The organism is Paenibacillus agri (assembly GCF_013359945.1).
GTDB classification, from domain to species: Bacteria; Bacillota; Bacilli; order Paenibacillales; family Paenibacillaceae; genus Paenibacillus_AQ; species Paenibacillus_AQ agri.
Genome location: NZ_JABWCS010000202.1, coordinates 18,540 through 37,310 on the forward strand (window position 1 = coordinate 18,540; position 18,771 = coordinate 37,310).

General features: G+C 50.3%; 18 protein-coding genes and 1 riboswitch. Of the genes, 1 reads left to right on the forward strand and 17 read right to left on the reverse strand.

The features are described 5' to 3' along the window. Nucleotides 1-85: 85 nt before the first annotated feature. The 4 genes from HPT30_RS09305 to HPT30_RS09320 all read right to left on the reverse strand — a co-directional run bounded on the left by HPT30_RS09305 (nt 86) and on the right by HPT30_RS09320 (nt 3,672). Complete coding sequence (locus tag HPT30_RS09305) at nt 86-1,561, reverse strand: PTS mannitol transporter subunit IIBC (protein WP_175371127.1); 1,476 nt, start codon at nt 1,559-1,561, stop codon at nt 86-88. A 440-nt stretch (nt 1,562-2,001) separates the two neighbouring features. Then, nucleotides 2,002-2,904 carry an aldo/keto reductase gene (locus HPT30_RS09310; protein ID WP_175371128.1) on the reverse strand — a complete coding sequence of 301 codons (903 nt, stop codon included), beginning with the start codon at nt 2,902-2,904 and terminating at the stop codon, nt 2,002-2,004. A 108-nt stretch (nt 2,905-3,012) separates the two neighbouring features. Further along, nucleotides 3,013-3,327 (reverse strand): DMT family transporter, encoded by a 315-nt coding sequence (locus HPT30_RS09315; protein WP_175371129.1) that lies wholly within the window; start codon nt 3,325-3,327, stop codon nt 3,013-3,015. Then, a complete protein-coding gene (locus HPT30_RS09320) occupies nt 3,328-3,672 on the reverse strand; it encodes a DMT family transporter (protein WP_312876322.1) in 345 nt (114 codons plus the stop codon). An 86-nt stretch (nt 3,673-3,758) separates the two neighbouring features. After that, a riboswitch (guanidine-I (ykkC/yxkD leader) is annotated at nt 3,759-3,866 on the reverse strand. A gap of 196 nt (nt 3,867-4,062) precedes the next feature. Between HPT30_RS09320 and HPT30_RS09325 the strand changes: the two genes are divergently transcribed. After that, on the forward strand, nt 4,063-4,386 hold the full coding sequence (locus HPT30_RS09325) for a hypothetical protein (RefSeq protein WP_175371130.1): 324 nt from the start codon (nt 4,063-4,065) through the stop codon (nt 4,384-4,386). Between the two features lie 116 nt (nt 4,387-4,502). Here HPT30_RS09325 and HPT30_RS09330 read toward each other — a convergent pair whose 3' ends face one another. From HPT30_RS09330 to HPT30_RS29890, 13 genes are all read right to left on the reverse strand, one after another. Beyond that, on the reverse strand, nt 4,503-4,853 hold the full coding sequence (locus HPT30_RS09330) for a hypothetical protein (RefSeq protein ID WP_175371131.1): 351 nt from the start codon (nt 4,851-4,853) through the stop codon (nt 4,503-4,505). Nucleotides 4,854-4,985: 132 nt separating this feature from the next. Further along, nucleotides 4,986-5,519 (reverse strand): GNAT family N-acetyltransferase, encoded by a 534-nt coding sequence (locus HPT30_RS09335; protein WP_175371132.1) that lies wholly within the window; start codon nt 5,517-5,519, stop codon nt 4,986-4,988. A 15-nt stretch (nt 5,520-5,534) separates the two neighbouring features. Further along, nucleotides 5,535-6,155, reverse strand: coding sequence for a GNAT family N-acetyltransferase (locus HPT30_RS09340; RefSeq protein ID WP_175371133.1), 621 nt, complete (start codon nt 6,153-6,155; stop codon nt 5,535-5,537). Nucleotides 6,156-6,284: 129 nt separating this feature from the next. After that, on the reverse strand, nt 6,285-8,057 hold the full coding sequence (locus HPT30_RS09345) for an ABC transporter ATP-binding protein (protein ID WP_175371134.1): 1,773 nt from the start codon (nt 8,055-8,057) through the stop codon (nt 6,285-6,287). Further along, nucleotides 8,054-9,823 carry an ABC transporter ATP-binding protein gene (locus tag HPT30_RS09350; RefSeq protein WP_175371135.1) on the reverse strand — a complete coding sequence of 590 codons (1,770 nt, stop codon included), beginning with the start codon at nt 9,821-9,823 and terminating at the stop codon, nt 8,054-8,056. Before HPT30_RS09350 ends, HPT30_RS09345 begins: the two co-directional genes overlap by 4 nt. Next, nucleotides 9,813-10,271: a hypothetical protein gene (locus HPT30_RS09355; RefSeq protein ID WP_175371136.1), complete on the reverse strand. Its 459-nt coding sequence runs from the start codon at nt 10,269-10,271 to the stop codon at nt 9,813-9,815. Before HPT30_RS09355 ends, HPT30_RS09350 begins: the two co-directional genes overlap by 11 nt. Nucleotides 10,272-10,519: 248 nt before the next feature. Continuing rightward, nucleotides 10,520-11,539: an ABC transporter ATP-binding protein gene (locus HPT30_RS09360; protein WP_175371137.1), complete on the reverse strand. Its 1,020-nt coding sequence runs from the start codon at nt 11,537-11,539 to the stop codon at nt 10,520-10,522. Beyond that, nucleotides 11,442-12,554: an ABC transporter ATP-binding protein gene (locus HPT30_RS09365; RefSeq protein ID WP_175371138.1), complete on the reverse strand. Its 1,113-nt coding sequence runs from the start codon at nt 12,552-12,554 to the stop codon at nt 11,442-11,444. Before HPT30_RS09365 ends, HPT30_RS09360 begins: the two co-directional genes overlap by 98 nt. Nucleotides 12,555-12,558: 4 nt before the next feature. Further along, nucleotides 12,559-13,377, reverse strand: a complete 819-nt coding sequence (locus tag HPT30_RS09370; RefSeq protein WP_175371139.1) for an ABC transporter permease — start codon at nt 13,375-13,377, stop codon at nt 12,559-12,561. 13 nt (nt 13,378-13,390) lie between these two features. Continuing rightward, nucleotides 13,391-14,332 carry an ABC transporter permease gene (locus HPT30_RS09375; RefSeq protein WP_066373406.1) on the reverse strand — a complete coding sequence of 314 codons (942 nt, stop codon included), beginning with the start codon at nt 14,330-14,332 and terminating at the stop codon, nt 13,391-13,393. Between the two features lie 20 nt (nt 14,333-14,352). Further along, a complete protein-coding gene (locus HPT30_RS09380; RefSeq protein WP_175371140.1) occupies nt 14,353-15,987 on the reverse strand; it encodes an ABC transporter substrate-binding protein in 1,635 nt (544 codons plus the stop codon). Between the two features lie 82 nt (nt 15,988-16,069). After that, on the reverse strand, nt 16,070-16,768 hold the full coding sequence (locus HPT30_RS09385) for an HAD family hydrolase (RefSeq protein ID WP_175371141.1): 699 nt from the start codon (nt 16,766-16,768) through the stop codon (nt 16,070-16,072). A 21-nt stretch (nt 16,769-16,789) separates the two neighbouring features. After that, a complete protein-coding gene (locus HPT30_RS29890; RefSeq protein ID WP_312876323.1) occupies nt 16,790-18,733 on the reverse strand; it encodes a CocE/NonD family hydrolase in 1,944 nt (647 codons plus the stop codon). Nucleotides 18,734-18,771: the final 38 nt, after the last annotated feature.

Here is an 18,771-nt window from a genome sequence, read left to right on the forward strand (position 1 = left end):
AGACAAACGCTGGCATAAATGCCGCCAGCGTCTCCCTTATTTAATCCTAAACTACTCTTGAATGATTATCTTACACATTTATCACTTACTTCAAACGCTCGACAAGCTCATCGTACTTCGGACTCTTCAGGAAGTTGTCGATAGAGATGTGCTCCGCCTTCGGATTGCTGGCAATCGCACGTTCGGTCAGCGTTTTCTGAGTGACAACAATATCAGCGTCCGACGGAATTTCACTGACTGCGGAGTTCACAACTGTAATGTTAACCCCTGCGGCCTGCAATTTCTTTCTTAGCACAGAGGCACCCATCGCACTGGAACCCATACCTGCATCACAAGCGAAGACGATCTTATTCACATCTTCTTTGCGGCGAACGTTTCCTGCATTAGCGGCACTTTCGTTTGTAGACGCTGCTACTGGAGCTGCTGCAGTTGGAGCTGCAGTTGGAGCCGTAGTGTTTCCAGCAGCTTTCATGTCTCTCATTTTGGCTGCTGCTTCTTCAATATCAGTATCTTCGTTGTTCTTCTTACTTGTCTTAAGAAGAACAGCAGCGATAAGGAAGGATACAACAGTTGCTACAATGACCCCGGCAAACATTGGCAGGTAACCGCCTTTAGGAGTCATGGCGATATAAGAAATGATACTACCTGGAGAAGTTGCACCAGTCAGACCAGCGCCAAGCAACTGGAATGTGAACGTACCCGTCACACCACCACCGATAACCGCCAGGATCAGACGAGGATTCATCAGAATGTACGGGAAGTAGATCTCATGAATACCACCCAGGAAATGAATGATAACTGCGCCTGGTGCGGAAGCCTTGGCGGAACCGCGTCCAACCAGCCAGTAAGCAAGCAGAACACCGAGGCCCGGACCTGGGTTGGATTCCAGCATATACAGAATGGATTTTCCAAGTCTCAGGGATTCTTCTGCAGCAATCGGTGTAAGAATACCATGGTTGATAGCGTTGTTCAGGAACAAGATTTTGGCTGGCTCGATAATAATGTTAACGAGTGGCAGCAGGTGATGGTTCACCAAAAATTCTACACCTGAGGACAGTGCATTCGTCAAGGCTTGAATGAGCGGCCCGATTCCTTTGAAGGACACGATAGCCAGAATACCACCGATAATACCAATCGAGAAGTTGTTGACCAGCATCTCAAAGCCTGCTCTGATCTTACCTTCCACAGCCTTGTCGAACTGCTTCAGTACCCAGGCCGATAAAGGTCCCACAACCATTGCTCCAAGGAACATCGGGATTGTTGCCCCTACGATGACACCCATAGTGACAATTGCACCAATTACGCCACCGCGCTTGCCGTGAATCATCGTTCCGCCAGTGTAACCAATTAACAGCGGCAGCAGATAAGTAATCATCGGGCCAACCAAGGTTGCCAGCTTCTCATTCGGCCACCAGCCGGTTGGAATGAATAAAGCCGTAATCAAGCCCCAAGCGATGAATGCTCCGATATTCGGCATAACCATACCGCTAAGGGTACGGCCAAATTGTTGGACTTTCACCCGTGCACCACCGGATGAAGATTGTTTTGTTTCCGTGGCCATTGTAATAAGCCCCCTTAAAGTTATTCAAGCGGGACACCTTCACGTCTTCGGTGTAAAGGAAATCCCCTATGACCACATCGTAAATCAAAGCGCTTTCTTTGTCACCAAATTGAAAACACGGTTTCGGCATGAACATTGTTGACAACATTTAAGAGTTCCTGCCATTTGGCATCAAAGGTCCGAAAAGCCGCAGAACTACGCGAAAAATGCCGTCGCAGACTTTCATATATTAACAGTTTTCCGCTTGATCTTTCTGCTATTGACAGCACAAGATTGTCGTTAATTTCTCCAAGCACTGGGGAATTCATACACTCTGACAACAGAATGCCAGCCTGAAGCAAGACTTACACAAACAAAAACCGGCCTGCAAATTTGCTACCCTGTAGCAGGTAGCAAATGCAAGCCGGTTGGAACTACAATCCGGTCGTATTTATTGATAATCAAACCATATCTAATGGCACTTTCCAGGAAGGCTGCGGGAACGCAAAATCCAGCTTCAACAATTCATCATTATTGAGCTTGATCCTTACAGCTGCTGCATTCTCGATCACATGCCTCCGCGAGGACGCCTTAGGAATGGCCATGACCAGAGCCTCACGGATCGACCAAGCCAGCAGCACTTGAAGGGGGGTTGCCTGATGGTCGTCTGCAATCTCACGGACAACCTCGTTCTCTACCAGCCCCTTGCGGAGAGCCCCCGCCTGCGCCAGCGGCGAGTAGGCCATAAGCGGAATCTTATGTCCGCTCATCCAAGGCAGCAGATCATTCTCGATGCCCCTTGAACCGAGATGATACAGCACCTGGTTCACCATACAGCGGCTTCCCTTCGCAACGCGCTGGAGCTCCTGCATCTCCTCAAGATCCAGGTTGGACACACCCCATCTGGCAATCTTACCGGCAGTCACCAATGCTTCCATGCCCTCCACCGTCTCCTCCAGCGGAATTTCTCCACGCCAGTGAAGTAAGTAAAGGTCGAGGTGATCCGTGTTCAGCCGTTTCAGACTTTCTTCACAGCTCTGGACAAGTCTTTCCTTACCGGCATTATGCGGATATACCTTCGAGACAAGAAAGACTTTATCACGTATTCCTTTAATCGCCTCACTGATCATTTCCTCTGATCTGCCATCGCCATACATCTCGGCCGTGTCGATGAGATCCAGACCCAGCTCCACGCCAAGCCTCAGTGTGGCAATTTCTTCTTCCCTTGCGGAAGACATGTCACCCATATTCCAGGTTCCCTGACCAATTCTGGGCACCGATGCGCCATCCGGAAGCTGGATACGGTTCTTGCGGTTGGCCTGCCCGATAGCTTCTAATTCTTCTTCACTGACCTGCCAGTTCATGTTTGAAGTCCCCTTAATAAGTGAGTTGTATATTTATTATACTTACCCCCTAGGAGCGATCGAAACCTGGGGAACGTGTCTAAATTTATAATAATAAAAAGAACGAAACTACGCTATCGCCTTAAGCCCTACCGCCGCACCGAGAATCATCACGATAAAAACAATCCGCTTCCAGTTTCTCGGCTCACCGTACAACAGCATGCCCAGAATGGCCCCGCCTGAAGCGCCGATTCCCGTCCAAACCGCATAGGCCGTACCCATCGGGAGGCTCTCCATCGCCAGTGCCAGAAAGATAAAACTCCCGCCAAAACCAAGCAACAGTAGACAGAAGGCCTGCCAGTTGCGGTCCTTGTTCAATTTGTTAATCATCGTTACACCGAACATTTCCAATATCCCGGCTACTACGAGAAATAACCACGCCATTTAAGCCACCTCCTTACTGGGTTCTTCCTTGGTAACGAGCTTCAGCCCCACCACACCCGCCAGTAAAATCAGCACGAGCACCAGTTTCAGTAGTTTGAACGGTTCTCCAAACCAGATCATCTCCGCCATAATCGTACCCGCTGTGCCCAGTCCGACGAATACAGAATAAACCGTACCTACAGGCAGCTTTTGACTGGCTGAGATCATGCCATAGAAGCTGACAACGATTGCAATGATCGTGACCAGCCACTCCCATGGAGCGGAGGCATGCTTCAGGCCGATAACCCAGATCACCTCAAAGCAGGCAGCGACCACAACCTTGGCCCAATCCAGATTCTTCCTCACCTGTTTCTCCCCCTTATTAGCACACTTAACTTTCTCATTGGTCACAATAAAATAAGCCCGGGAGGTATTCGTCGATAACAGACGATTCCTCCCGGGCTTTTATCCCTCCGTGTGAACACGAATCTCTTGATTCGTGCGTTTTCCCTCGGACCTGACCAGCTTGAAGAAGCTGCGGAACCCTAGAAAACCAAACAATGATTAAGTTACATTACATGTTAGCAAATTGGGAGCTAGAACGCAAGCCCTTACCACGTATCTTGCACAGCACTTCCGAGTACAGATAAATATAGTACTGCATGGCCCTTTCTGCATATTTCGGCTCCAACGCTTCAGGGAATGTGGTACAATTCTGAAGAAGACCTTGGAGTCCTTTTTAAAAGGAGCGATCGAATGGGCGTTGGGATTTTAGCAATTGGTGTGCTGGTGTTTATCATTATGCAAACCATTTTACGTGATAACAGCAAGAAAACCGGCAGAAAATCAACAAAATACCGCAATAATGATACTGCTGGCTTCATAGCGGCTTCCGAGCCAAATTTATTTCAGGACTATACAAAACCGCATGAGGAGGATCGTCCTGATCATGATGACTCATCCTATCCCGGTAGTCATGAGTCGAATGCTGGGTACAGCCATAGCAGCGTCGATTCCAGCGGAGACAGTAACTCGGTGAGTGACTGCGGCGGAAGCGATTCAGGTGGTGGTGCTGATTGAACCTTCCCCCTATTGGTTCAAAGCATTTTAGGAAAAACAGCCCTGCGCGGTTCTGACCGGAATCAGATAACGCAGGGCTGTTTCTCTGTGACTATCAGACTGGCAACGCACATAGCTTAGTACTTCACCTCAGAAGATACGAGTCGATGCGCATCAACCAATTCTCCATCCGCGTTCTTACCCCATACCGAGATTTCAGTCTGCCCGGCAGTATCATCGCCGATGGTGAACAGAAATTCATACCCATCTAAATTAGCATAATTATTGTGGGTGATGACCTCATTGGGGCCTACTGGAAAAGCCTCAAGTACATATAAAGTTCTTGTTCCATTCAAATAATACCCTTCAAACAACACTGTAGAAGTGTTCACCGGATCGTTGTTCACGATCTTGATTGTTATCGTTTGCGTTGGTCTTACTCCGTTGACGGGAGTATTCACAATCGGGCCGGTAGTTAAAATTGCCATCTCGTCTGCTCCTCCTCTCCTTCACCTCAAAAGTTCTCCCTATCAATATTAGGAAGAATTTTGATATAGTGTATGCAAGATTCGGATGCATGGTTTGGATGCTTCGACCTTTTTTGTATTACAGCGCAAGGTTCATCGGTACTCAATCAACCAACAATCCTGATATTTCCCCTCGTGCAGTTCACTTTGCGGCAAGAGCTTCACTTTTCTAAACCCGCATTTTTCATAACACCGGATAGCCCTGGCGTTTCTTGTCTGTGGGTCCATAACCACCACATCTGCTTGTTTATCACCTGTTAAGTAATTAACCATAGATGTAACAAGCAGCGTTCCGATGCCTCTATTCCAATAATCGGCTTCTCCTATGAATTGATCCATACCATAGATGTTCTCATTCTCATCCGTGTAGCCATATTCCCTCTTTGATTCGTCATCTAGCGGATAGAATTGGATGTATCCTATCGCTTTAGCATCATATTCGATAATACACCTAACCTCATCGTCTTCCTGGGCGTAAAATACTTCATTCACCTTGTCCAGGTCATGAGGGTCGTCCCTTCCTGCATAAAATTCCAGAACCGCAGGGTCCGAAAGCCATTTCGATAACCAAATATTATCGCTTTGCTCTAGTTCACGTACTGCCAAGCTACCACTTTGAAAAAGCATGGTATCCCTCCGAGGTTAAACTTTTATAATAAAGCTCCAGTTGCCTACTTCCAGACCATATCTGCTAATAACAGATTCACCAAACTCCGAGAACCCGCGTCTTGTATAAAATATCCGATTGCTATCCGTATTGGTAATCAAGGTTAAGTCGCCCCCTCCGTTTTTCGCTATGTAAGGGAGGATACAGTCTGCTATCATTTTGCTGCCCAAATGCTGGCTTTGATACTGTGGCGCTACCGCAAAGGACTCCAAGTACCAATAGGGCGTTTTTAAATCGGCAAAGGCATGCTTGGCCTCATCCATTACTTCCAGGAGATTCCGAATCCGCGAGACCCCCGCACTCCACAATAACTTGAGGCCCCCGGCAAGCACAAAGTTCCATAGTCCAATATCAGGCTTATCACGATGCTTCAATAAAGCCGCAGCTACGATTTGCTCTCCATCAACCGCTACCAGACAGCAATGCTGACGATAATATGCTTTTGTATTTACAAGATGCAGCTGGTAAAAGAAATCCTCATCACTCTTGTTGTTGCTTCCCATTACGCTGAAGAGTGGATATCCTTTAAAGGCTTCATCAAATAGCACCGCTATTTGTGTTAATTCATGCTCTTCTGCTAATCTATAACGAACCATCGTAATGCCCCCATTTCGTACAGCCGCATATTTATGAACACCTATCAACCAATAAACATGTGTATACTATAATTTCCGATCATCACAATTTCAATCAACAAAGCCGTAAGTGAAAATAGAAGATTGAGCTTACCCCGCTTCACTCTCCCATCGGTTATACGTAAACAAGCTTCGATACGTCTCACTTCGTGCCCACAGTTCTTCATGACTACCTTCGTCCAGCATCAGCCCATCGTCGAGTAACACGATCCGATCCGCTTGCTTAACCGATGAGAAACGGTGGGCCACTATAACAACAGTCCGCTCTCCCGCCAATTGATCCAGGGTACGGTTGATCCCATTTTCCGATTCCTGATCGAGCTGTGAAGTGGCTTCATCCAGGATTACAATCCGGGCTTGCGATAATATCATCCGTGCCAAGGCGAGCCGCTGTTTCTGTCCTCCCGAGAGCTGAACACCACGCTCACCGATCATCGTCTCATACTGCTGAGGCAGCTTAAGGATAAATTCATCCATCTGCGCTGCTGCACATGCTTCGGTTACCTCAAGGTCGGTAGCTGCAGGTTCGGCCAGGCGTACATTTTCCAGCACAGACATGTTGAAAATATTAGAGTCCTGCATCACTACGCCGATCTCCCGGTGCAGCTCATGATGCCGAATGGTAGAAATATCGCGTTCATCCAGATCGATACGGCCTGAATCCGGCTGATACATCCCCAGCAGCAGCTTCATCAGCGTGCTTTTACCTGAGCCGCTTCGGCCAACGATAGCTACCTTCGTCCCTGCTTCAATACGTAAAGTGATCCCTTGCAGCGCCGATTTTGTGGCATTCCCATAACGAAAGCTCACATCTTCGAAGGAAATCGTTCCTGCTCCCGGCAGAAAGAATGGCTTCATGCTCAGTTCTGAACTCCTCATATCTTCCTTCGTTTCCTCCAGCGTATTCTTTACCTTTTCTAGAGAAGGAAGATCGTCCATGAACTGCATATCCAGATCCATAATTTTGGCAAGCTGTGTGAAGCACTGTTCGTAATACTTCATGAACACCAAGAGACTGCCTACCGTCATATCCCCATGAATGATAAGCAGACCGCCCACAAAGTACAGGTTCATGCGTGTAATAAAGAAATCCTTAATGGCTTGAAATGACCGATTGCCGTACCAATACATATGGCGCTTGAAAAATAACCTGCTGAGCTCATGCCAATACTCGGTGAAGGCCAGCGAGCTTCTTTTCTCCATCCCATTCGTCTTGACTTCCTTCCAGGCGCGAATCGAATGCTGCAGCCACCCCTCGTATCGTCCAAACGTCTCCCGGTATTTCTCCGCGGCTTCCTTCGCTCCTTTTCCCAGCCACTTGGTCATCCAGAAGGATAAAGGCACCATCAGCAGGCCAAACAATGTCAGCTTCCAGCTGAACCAAGCCATAAGCGCTGCACTCGATATCAGGAAGGCAATACTGTAACCATACTCAAGTAGATGGGACTTAAACAGGCGGTCTACAGCTTCAACGTCTTGGTCGATCCGGTTCTTCAAGTCACCTGCATTCTGTTGTTCGTAGTTCTCGAACGGCATTTGTACAAATCGGGCCCACACTTTCCTGCGGACAGCGAAGGTCAATCGATTTGACAGTTTATTTTGAGCAATCAATTGTCCGCCTGTCACTGCGCTTTCTACGACATACAGGAGTATATAGCCTATACAAATGTACAAAAGCAGCCTAAGCTCATGACCAATCATCACCCGATCCACTAAAAGTTTGAAAAGCAGCGGAGAGGCTAGCCCCAGCAGGAGCAGCATCGCACTCGCACCTATCAATCCCAGTAACAATAACCGGTGCTGTCTCCACTCCGGCTTGAATGATCGGAACCATTGCAAACGCATCGTCAGCGACCGCTTCATCCGTTTATGACCTCCCCGTATTCTGTGTACTGTTCTGCAAAAAGCTTACGGTAGGCACTGCTTCTCTGAAGCAGCTCCTCATGATGCCCATAAGCAACGATTCGTCCCTCATCCAGCACAGCCACCTGATCAGCTTCCCTAATTGTCGATAGACGGTGGGCGATGATAAGGATCGTCGTCTGAGGGCCCAGCTTGCGCCAGCTATCTCTGACCACCTGCTCCGTTTCCCCATCCAGTGCAGACGTAGCTTCGTCAAAGATAACCATTCTCGGCTTCTTCATAAACGTTCTAGCAAGTGCTATCCGTTGTTTTTGCCCTCCCGACATGGATATGCCCAGTCTTCCTCCTATCTTGGTATCCAGTCCATCCGGCAGTTCGAGAATGTAGTCATGGATCGCCGCTTGCTCACAGGCATGCCATAACATCTGATCACTCTGCTTCGCATTGCCCCAGAGCAAGTTGTCACGAATCGTGCCTTCGAACAAATAGGGCTCTTGAAGCGCAACCACGATTGAAGAGCGGAGAGAAGCTAACCGGCAATGCTGAATCGGCATTCCGTCAATCACAATTTCTCCTTCCTCCGGATCATATAGACGAAGAAGCAGCGAGATCAGCGTGCTTTTTCCACTCCCGCTTTTTCCTACAATCGCTACCGTCTGCCCGCCTTGAATACTCAGATTTAAATCGCGAAGGACTGGCGTTTCTTTCCGGTAACCGAACGAGACCTTCGAGAATTCTATACTGCCTTTCGTGATCAACAGGTCGGGGGAATTCACCGAGCGATCCTCTTCTTGATTGGCCAGAAGTCCCACTACGCGTTCAAGTGCTACTTTATTTTGCTGCAGTCTCGCGCCAGCCCCTGACATATTCTTGAGTAAACCGCTCGCTCTGGCAAAATATTCAATCATCGCCACGAACCCGCCTACCGTCAGCTGGCCTTTTACAATAAGGATACTTGCAGTTATGTATAGAATCAGATCAGACACCAGTGCAACCAGACTGACCGCCCGCTCGGAGAAAAAACCGATACTGCTGGTTTGATTCTTAAGCCGCATATAATCCGCAAGTTGATGGACAAATTGGCGGGTCGTGTAACGGTCAGCCCCCATCAAGCGAATATCACGCAGTCCGCCAAGCATCTCTACACACCAGCTCATCAGCTTCCCATATTGTTTGCGCTGCCGCTCCATCCGGGACTTGGTAGCCCGGTTAAACGCCAGCGTAGTAAACGCAACAGCAGGGATGACAATGATCATGAGCAGCCCCAGATATACATTCGCGTATAAGACAAAGGCTATGGCCGTCAACAACCTAAGCGCATTTGCTGTTAAATAAAAAATATTCCAATGAATAAGCTCCATGACCTCTTCCGCATCCCGGTTGAGGATCGTCATCAGGTCCCCTGTTCGACTATTATGAAAAAAGGTGGACTTGAGTGTAAGCAGCTTGTCATACAGCTTTTTGCGGATATCAAATGTGAATCGTGTGACCAGATAGGTCCACACACTGTTAAGTACCAAGTGAAGACCTTGCTCGCAGGCATAGATCAAACCATAACCTGCTACAATAAATAAGAAGAAAGACATGTTCCGATGATAGAAAACCTCATCAACCAGCAGACCAAATATGTAAGGATAGACCATGCCGACGACGGATGTGACGAGCACACACAGAAACAGATTGATTAAAGGCAGTCGATATCTGCGGATTATGGGCCATAACATGTGCAGCTGTGACCGCAGCGATTGCTGAGAATTATTCCTCATCACGCTCTCCTTTCTGGAAAAGCCGCTGCATAACTGTCTGTTTGCCAATTGGAATCTCCACGACATATGGCTTCTGCTTCCCTGAACCTTCCGCACTCGCTCGATCCCACTCCGCTGGTTCTACCTGAATACGCACAACCGTTCCTCGTTCCTCCTCATGGATACTGTCCACCTTAGCCGGGTAACGATTTCCGCTTTCTTCGGTGTACCACACAACTTCATCGTTACTCTGCAGTTCAGGGGTTCCTCTTTCTAACAAGACAGTCAAATAGGTAACCTCCGCGTGCGTACCTGCTTCAATCGTTCCCAGTGCCGAGCTGTACTGGCGAATCTCAATTCTCGTCATCAGCGCATACATTCCTGCCACCAGCAAAGCAATAATCACCAGCGCTGCTATTGGCGTCTGTATAAATGTAAAACGATACCATTTCCAAAGCCGATCCCCCATAGGATGCACCCCGCCAGTCTATGTAATATCCCAATAAATATAGCAGTATTTTCTAAGTTATGACAATAGATGAGAGATACTTTGCCACCTCCCTACTCTGATTCGGGTACCCCTCTCTCTTCATTACAATAAAAAAACGACTGATAGGCACAATAGAGTTACATGTGCCAGACAGTCGTCGCGTCGTTTTAGGCTTGTCTAAAGATATATAGATCACTCTGATGAATATAGCTTTGTTCTTTACGATTTTATAGGGAGGCGGTTCTGACTTCTTTAATCTCGTTCACACTATAACTCTCCTCAGACCACAAATGACAACTGACCGCATGCCCTTCCCTCACGTCCGCAAGCGTGGGCGTTTCTGAGAAGCATCTGTCGTGGGCGTGCATGCAGCGCGTGCGGAACGCACAGCCTGATGGAATCGCAGAGGGGTCTGGCAGATCTCCCTGAAGTACGATCCGTTCCCGCTTCTGTGCCGCACGCTCTGCCGGAATAGAGGACACCAATGCCTGCGTATAAGGGTGCAGGGGATGGGCGTACACCTCCTCCATCTCGCCAATCTCCACAATTTTGCCCAGGTACATGACAGCCACTCTGTCGCTCATATAATGGACAACATTCAGATCATGCGAGATGAACAAATAGGTTAGCGACAACTCCTGCTGGAGGTCTTTTAACAGGTTGAGCACTTGGGCTTGAACAGAGACATCCAGCGCGGACACCGGTTCGTCAAGCACCAGAAACTCCGGGTTCAACATGAGCGCTCGCGCAATCCCGATCCGCTGGCGCTGCCCGCCACTTAATTCATGGGCATACCGGTTCCGGTACGACTCGTCCAGACCGATGCTTTCCAGCATGTCACTGACCTTGCTCCACCGCTCCGCAGCCTTGCCCAGGCGGTTCAACTTCAGCGGCTCCTCCAGTAGCCGTCCAATCTTGAAGCGTGGATTCAGGGAGGTGAACGGGTCCTGGAACACATACTGAATCCGGCGCCGCAGATCCTGCTGATTCCGGCTTCCCGAACCGGCGATGTCCTCCCCTTTGTAGAAAAGACCACCGCCTGTGGGCTCGAGTAGCCGGGCCGTTATCTGGCCTAATGTCGACTTGCCGCAACCACTCTCGCCGACTAGCCCCAGCGTCTCTCCCTTCCGTATCGAAACAGAGACGCCGTCAACGGCTCGCAGCACCTGTCCCTTCTGCGGCCACACTCGTTTCGTATAATACTTCTCCAGTTCCCTCAGCTCGATCAGCGGTATTTCGGTTGTCACCCTTCCTCACCCCCTCTTCCACTACCAGAAAGCAGCTGGTTGTATGTCCGAATCCAACCGGCGACAGCTTAGGCTGCTCTATGCGGCAGCATTCCATGGCATATTGGCAGCGGGGGGCGAAATTACATCCGACCGACCGCTCGTGAAGCGCCGGAACTGCACCCGGGATAGAGTGCAGCCTGTGGCCTTTATGAGACGGTGACGGAATGGAATTCAGCAGCCCAATCGTATACGGATGGCGCGGCCGGTCAAATATATCCGCCACCGATCCTTCCTCTACGATTCGTCCCGCGTACATTACGGCAATCCGGTCGCACATCTCGGCAATGAGACCCAGATCATGTGAGATCAGCACAATCGATGTCCCGTCCTGATCGCGAATCTGCCGCATAACCTCCAGAATTTGGGCCTGGATGGTCACATCCAGCGCCGTGGTCGGTTCATCTGCGATCAACAGCCCGGGATTGCAAGCGATAGCAATGGCAATCATCACCCGTTGCCGCATGCCGCCGGAGAGCTGATGCGGATATTCCTTCAGCAGCTTTTCCGGACGTGCCAGACCAACCTTACGGAATAGCTCAATAGCTTGTGCGGCAGCCTCTTGGCGGGAATAGCCCAGGTGGAGACGCAGTCCTTCCGTCACCTGATAGCCTATAGTTAAGCTGTTATTCAGTGAGCTCATCGGGTCCTGGAATACCATAGCTACTTCACGGCCGCGGATTTTCCGCAGTTCCTTTGGTTTCAAAAGATGTAAAGGCTGAGCCTCATCTTCCCGCTCTCCGTACCAGATCTCTCCACCGTTGATTTCCATCGCCTTTGGCAGCAGTCCGAGCATAGAGAGAGACAGCACACTTTTGCCACAGCCCGATTCGCCGACAATGCCGAGCGTCTCTCCTTGAGAAACCGACAGTGAGACTCCGTCCACTACAGCCAGCCGTTCCCGGCGCCCCTTCAGTTCTATCCGCAGATTACGGATATCCAGTATCTTCTGGCGTTCTACTTGATTCCCAACCATTTGGTCATCCCCCTCTGTTCACGTTGTCGCGCAAATCGCGGATGCCATCGCCGAGCAGGTTGAAGCCAAGCACCGACAAGGTGATCAATAGTCCCGGTGCCAACGCATACCAAGGCGCTTTGTTCAAATACCCTTGCGCTTCGTTCAGCATCCTGCCCCAGCTCGGATCGGGTGGCTGGACGCCAAGTCCCAGATAGCTAAGCGCGGCTTCTACCAGAATCGCCGTCGAGAAGCTAAGTGCCGCCGTTGTTATAATAGAAGAAATAATATTAGGCAGGATCTGAATAAAAATGACGTTGAAATGCCCTGCGCCAATTCCTCTCGCCGCCCGCACATAGTCCGCTTCCCGGTGCTGCAATACGCCGCTGCGGATTACCCGGGCAAAGGATGGGACGGATAACACACCTATAGCGATAATCGTCTGGAACATATTTGGCTTGAAGATCGAAACCAACAACAGGGCAAGCAGAATGCCGGGAAAAGCCAGCAGTGCATCCGTAGCCCGCATCAACAGCTCATCGACCCAGCCTCCCACATACCCGGCTAAGGTGCCTACAATGAAGCCACATGTTAGGCCAATCGCAACGGATATAGAACCGACCAGAAAAGCTGTCTGTGCCCCGACCATAATGCGGCTAAGCACATCCCGCCCGAAATTATCCGTTCCCAGCCAATGCGCTGAGCCCGGTGCCTGCAAGCGTTCGGTTATACTCATGACATTCTCCCCATAAGGGGTATAGAAGAGGCTGATTATCATAATGACAAGCAACAGCCCTACGAACAGACTGCCGAGCACCAGACTGAAGCTTTTATTTATCCTCATCCTTAAGAGCCCTCTACTTTAAGCGAATTTTCGGGTCCAACCAGCGGTAGGACAGATCGACAATAAAATTAATGATAATAACCGTAACAGCGATTAGCAGCACCAGACCCTGCACCAGTGGATAATCACGATTGCCGATAGCGGTAATCAACAGACTGCCGAAGCCCGGCAGTGTGAAGACCTGTTCAATGACAAGACTGCCGGCCAGCAGCTCGCCAAAATTAATTCCGACAATGGTGATGACCGGCAGCAGTGCATTTTTGAGCACATGAATATATTGGATCGATCGTTCAGACAACCCCTTGCTTCTGGCAGTACGCACATAGTCCAGATTCAACTGCTCCAGCATCGTGGTACGCAAATACCGGACAATCACTGCAATCTGCGGAATCGCCAGCGCAACAGCAGGCAGCACGATCGACTTTAGCGCCAGGATTGGACTCTCTGACCACGGTACATAGCTACTGACCGAAAACCACCTTAGCGTTAGTCCGAACACAAGGATCAGGATGATTCCCATCCAGAAGGAAGGAATGGCTAAGCCGAACTGTGTGCCGATTGAGATGAGGGCATCCCATTTTTTACCGTGCGATTTGGCGGCCAGAATACCAAGCGGCACTGCCGTACACACGGAAATCACTAGCGCAAGTAGCGCCAGTGACAACGTGACAGGAACACGGCTGACGATCAGCTTCAGCACCGGCTCCGAGAATCGCAGTGATTCGCCAAAATCCAGCAGAGCCGCGTTGCCAAGCCAATGACCGAATTGGACCAGAAGGGGACGGTCGGTGCCGAGCTTCGCTTCAAGCAGGGCAATCTGCTCATTCGACGCCTCCGTACCCAGAATGGCCAACGCCGGATTACCAGGGATGATGCGAAAGGCGGTGAACGTCAACACTACGACGAACAATACCGTCAAGAAGAGCGTGACTAACCGGCGTGCGTAATAGTTCATGCCTGGAATCCTCCCGCAGGTTACTCCGTAAAGTGCACGGTCGACAGATCCTGTACATAGATCGGATACTGCTTGTATCCGGTGAGCTTTTTGCTGATAGCGACGTTCAGGTTAGGGTCCATAATATACACAGCTGCGGCATCGTCAGCCAGAATGGTCTGGGCTTTTTTATACAACTCTACCCGCTTAGCATCGTCCACTTCCTTGACGGCAGCTTTCAGCGTCTCATCGTACTCCGGATTTTTATAGTTGAAGAAGTTGTTCGGCGAATCCGACAGATACTTGTTCAGAATGGAGTAAGGGTCCAGCTTGCCATCCAGCCCGATAATCGTCAGATCGTAGTCGCGCCCTTTATAAATCCGTTCCAGCCAGACCGCCCATTCCACCGGCTCGATCTTGACCTTGACGCCAATCTGCGCCAGCTGCTGGGCAAAGACCTGTGCCGTGTCGACATGAAATTGGTAGTTGGATGGCACCGACAATGTAGTTTCAAAACCATTCGGATAACCGGCCTCGGCAAGCAGGCTCTTGGCTTTTTCAATATCAGTGGCGTATTTATCCTCCAGGCCTTCCTGATAATATTTGGCGAGTACAGGGCTTATATTGGAACCTAGCTTGGTTCCCTTACCTAGTGCAACCCCATCAATAATCTCGTCTTTGTTAACGGCATAGTTGATCGCCTGACGCACCTTGATATCACCAAACGGTTTCTTGGCAATGTTGAAGGTCACGAGCTGCACCAGATTCTGCGGAGCGCTGACCGCGTTGAACTTATCGGCCACCTCCTCAAGCCGTTCTGTCCCGATCCGTGGATAAATATCCGCCTCGCCTGACTTCAGCGCCAGCAGCGCAGCTTCGCTGTCCGTAATAATCCGGAATTCTACCTGATCTAACGAAGGGATATCCTTCACGTAATAATCAGAATTCTTTTCAACGACTAGACGCTGTCCGGGCAGATATTCCTTGAACTTGAAAGGGCCTGTGCCGATCGGAGTCTTATTGCTGTCCTCATAACCGTCCGGAATGATTGCTCCACTCGCTGCCGTCAAGGAGGTCAGGAACGAAGAATTATTCTCCTTCAGCTTGAAAACAACCGTTGACGCATCTGGCGCTTCAATGGAGGCTACACTCTCATACGCTGTGGACAGCGGCTTGCCTGTGGCGGTACCCGCCAGGCGGTCATAGGAATACTTCACATCTGCAGAGGTGACGGCGTTGCCGTTATGGAACTTTACACCGCTGCGGATTTTGAAGGTATAGGTCAAGCCGTCCGGGGACACCTCGTAAGATTCAGCCACAGCCGGATACAGCTCACCCTTGTCATTCGGTTTCAGCAGACCTTCAAACACGTTGAACAACACCTCAGCCGTTCCAGCCGCTACCGCCAAGTGGGGGTCCAGATAATCCAGATCCTGCGGGATAATGACGACGGCGTTGCCTCCGCTCTTCGGTTCAGCACTCGGTGCTTCTGTGCTCTCAGGGGCCTGCGTTGCTTCGGCACTGTTGGTGTGCTGAGACTTTGACTGTGACTGTGAGGTATTCGTATTCGCTGTATCTTTGCCGCATGCAGATAACACCAGCACCATGAGTACAGCCGTAATCAGAGACAGGACATATAAGGACTTCTTTGGGTTCGTTATCTTCGTGTTCGTCATCTTCTTCCCCACCTTTTTCTTAGTAATGTGCAATCGTTAATCCCTTGAGATCATGTGTAAATCGTTAGCCCCTGTGAGTTTCTTACGACGATGCGCCAAGCAGCTGGGGAAGCTCCTTAATGGATGAAAGCGTCGGCACAGGCCCAATCTCCTCAATCCCAAGCCTGCCAAACCGGTTGATGAGATAGCTCTCCATCCCCACGCGCTGGCTGCCAATGACATCATCATAATAATTGTCACCTACATACAGGCTCTGCCCGGCACTCACTCCCGCCAACTTCAAAGCCTTCTTAAAAATCGCTTCATCCGGCTTTACCACGCCCACCTCCGAAGAAATGACAATCTGATCAAAGAAGGGCAACAGCCCGTTCTCCTCCAATACGGTTCGAGCTGTAAAATCCCAATTGCTAATTAAGCCGATGCCGTAAGAATGCTTCTTCAGCAGTCCCAGCACCTCCAGCGTCTCAGGATAAGCGCGCCACCCGCTCTGTTGCCGAGCCTCAATTTCCCGCAGCCTCCGGCATTGGTGAACCAGATCGAAATGTACGTTCAGCGCATAATTCAAGACGCCGATGTACCATGAATAGAAGGTATTCGTGTCTCTGCCCAGCGCTCCCGGATACTGGCGCATGAACAGCTTGTCGGTTTGATGATAGGCCTCCTCAATGTCCGCAAGCGACCTCTCTATGCCTTGTTCGAGCAAAAATTCACGGTACGCTGCCTCTCTTTCCAAATAAACCAGAGTGTATCCAAGATCGAACCAGATATAAGCTACTGTCATTCCCTGCACCTCTTTTGTTCTTCATTCTCCGATGATTGGCAACTTGAGCCTCGATGGATAATTGTTATCGTGAAAAAGTGTCTGCGTCGCTGTAACGAAGTCCTCCTCTGTCACCTCTCCGGGATTCAGCAACCGGTTCGGATTCCGGTCGAAAGTAGGAAACAGCGAACTTGTCACATCCAGCCGAATAGCATGCCCTGGCAAAAATACGATCGCCGTTGGCCCGAGCGAGAGATGAAGCTCCATCACCTCACCCGGAACAATCGGCTCGCGCCGCTCCAGCCCGTTCCGGTAGCTAACCCGGAGAATCCCTTCTGCAACGTTAAATGCCCGGCCATCCGGGTGAACATCAACCAGCTTGGCGACAAAATCGGTATCCTCGGCACTGGAGGAAACGAAGAGCACGGCGACAACCTCTCCAATGACGGTCAATCCCTTGGTTAGCGGCTCCGAGGTATACACGAGCACATCGTTCCTCAGTTCCACCGGGATTTGATTCTTCGGCCCCATCGGCGTAAGATCCGGTACGGCACCCGACCTCCCGCCAAGCGCAGGCACCGGAATGGAAGGATGGTAGACATACACATCCGGGTACTCATCCGCTGGATGTAGGGTATCCAGTCGCCCATCTCCATTGATGGAGTTAGCTTTGTGCGTGTTATGTAAGTAGTAATCCGTAATCCGCGTCCCAGGCAACGGCCATTCTTCCGCCTGCCTCCAGCTGTTGCTTCCCATTAGGAAGAACTGGATGGGGGCTTGGGAGGCCTCGGGTGCTACGTGCGACTTAGGAGCTCCGGATGCTTCATGTCCATTGGATGTTACATTCGACCTAGGTGCTTCGTGTGACTCATGTGCGTCGGGTGCTACGTGCGACTTATGCTCTTCGAAAGATTCATGCGCGTTGGTTGCTACATGCAACTTAATCGCTTTAGATCTCCCATGCTCCGCGTATGCTTCAGATGCCGCGAGTACTTCGGCTGTTTCACGCTCCTGCGGCACCTTCCCCTTGAGCCATCTGTCGAACCACTGCAGTTGCAACGCATCAATCCGGTTAGCCGCTTCCGGGCCAAAGTCCAAATCACCTACATATCTGGACCATGGCATATGAAACCACGGCTCAATGTATAACTGCTGGTTCTCTCTTGCCACCTGAGTGGCTCCATGCTGCCGGACACCATTATAGTTCTCAATCGTTCCGTCGATGAACAGGTCGTACCAGCCGCCGATATGCAGAGCAGGCACCGCAATCTTCTGATACTGCTCCTTTAGTGACGAGGGAAGCCAGTATTCCTCTCTTTCCGGATGCTCCAGCCATTCTTTATAAAAGGGAACCAGTTCCTCCAGCGGCCCCGGCAGGTTCTTCAGCGGAAGCTTACTATATAACGAATGGATTCCCGCATACAGTCCGGGGATATCCGCCGCCCAATCACTCCGCCCCCGGTGCAGCGCTGTATCCTGGGCCACGAACAGCACCCAAGACAGCAGGCTCGCCAGTGCAAAAGCGCCATTGCGATACGTCTTCCCTTGATAGGCATCCGAGCCGATCATTCCCGGAGCAATACATGTCAGTGCAGGTGGCCGGGCCAATGCGGCTTGCCATTGCACAGCCCCGCAGTAGGAGAACCCGTACATGCCAACTTTGGGCAGAGCGCCAGGAAGCGCGGATGCCCATTGAACCGTGTCGTATCCATCCTCCTCTTCATGGCTATTAGGATGAAACTCACCTTCCGAAGCCCACCTCCCTCTAACATCCTGCACCACAACAATATATCCCTGCCGTGCATACCAGGACGGATGGGCATAATTCATACTCTGAGCATCTTCCTTGTTATATGCCGTTCTGAGCAACAGCACCGGATAAAGGCCTTCGGATTCCGGGCGGTACACATCCGCATACAAGAGGGTTCCATCCCTCATCGGTACTGGCACATTTCGTTCTACGACTGCCGCGCCTATCCTTGCCACTTCCTCACCTCATCTCATAAAAAAAGATGCAGCTCTAA

Excerpts from the sequence above, each read along its gene's own strand:
- HPT30_RS09305 (WP_175371127.1), bottom strand. The coding sequence starts at position 1,561 with ATGGCCACGGAAACAAAACAATCTTCATCCGGTGGTGCACGGGTGAAA.
- HPT30_RS09310 (WP_175371128.1), bottom strand. The coding sequence starts at position 2,904 with ATGAACTGGCAGGTCAGTGAAGAAGAATTAGAAGCTATCGGGCAGGCC.
- HPT30_RS09315 (WP_175371129.1), bottom strand. The coding sequence starts at position 3,327 with ATGGCGTGGTTATTTCTCGTAGTAGCCGGGATATTGGAAATGTTCGGT.
- HPT30_RS09325 (WP_175371130.1), top strand. The coding sequence starts at position 4,063 with ATGGGCGTTGGGATTTTAGCAATTGGTGTGCTGGTGTTTATCATTATG.
- HPT30_RS09330 (WP_175371131.1), bottom strand. The coding sequence starts at position 4,853 with ATGGCAATTTTAACTACCGGCCCGATTGTGAATACTCCCGTCAACGGA.
- HPT30_RS09335 (WP_175371132.1), bottom strand. The coding sequence starts at position 5,519 with ATGCTTTTTCAAAGTGGTAGCTTGGCAGTACGTGAACTAGAGCAAAGC.
- HPT30_RS09340 (WP_175371133.1), bottom strand. The coding sequence starts at position 6,155 with ATGGTTCGTTATAGATTAGCAGAAGAGCATGAATTAACACAAATAGCG.
- HPT30_RS09345 (WP_175371134.1), bottom strand. The coding sequence starts at position 8,057 with ATGAAGCGGTCGCTGACGATGCGTTTGCAATGGTTCCGATCATTCAAG.
- HPT30_RS09350 (WP_175371135.1), bottom strand. The coding sequence starts at position 9,823 with ATGAGGAATAATTCTCAGCAATCGCTGCGGTCACAGCTGCACATGTTA.
- HPT30_RS09355 (WP_175371136.1), bottom strand. The coding sequence starts at position 10,271 with ATGGGGGATCGGCTTTGGAAATGGTATCGTTTTACATTTATACAGACG.
- HPT30_RS09365 (WP_175371138.1), bottom strand. The coding sequence starts at position 12,554 with ATGGTTGGGAATCAAGTAGAACGCCAGAAGATACTGGATATCCGTAAT.
- HPT30_RS09370 (WP_175371139.1), bottom strand. The coding sequence starts at position 13,377 with ATGAGGATAAATAAAAGCTTCAGTCTGGTGCTCGGCAGTCTGTTCGTA.
- HPT30_RS09375 (WP_066373406.1), bottom strand. The coding sequence starts at position 14,332 with ATGAACTATTACGCACGCCGGTTAGTCACGCTCTTCTTGACGGTATTG.
- HPT30_RS09380 (WP_175371140.1), bottom strand. The coding sequence starts at position 15,987 with ATGACGAACACGAAGATAACGAACCCAAAGAAGTCCTTATATGTCCTG.
- HPT30_RS09385 (WP_175371141.1), bottom strand. The coding sequence starts at position 16,768 with ATGACAGTAGCTTATATCTGGTTCGATCTTGGATACACTCTGGTTTAT.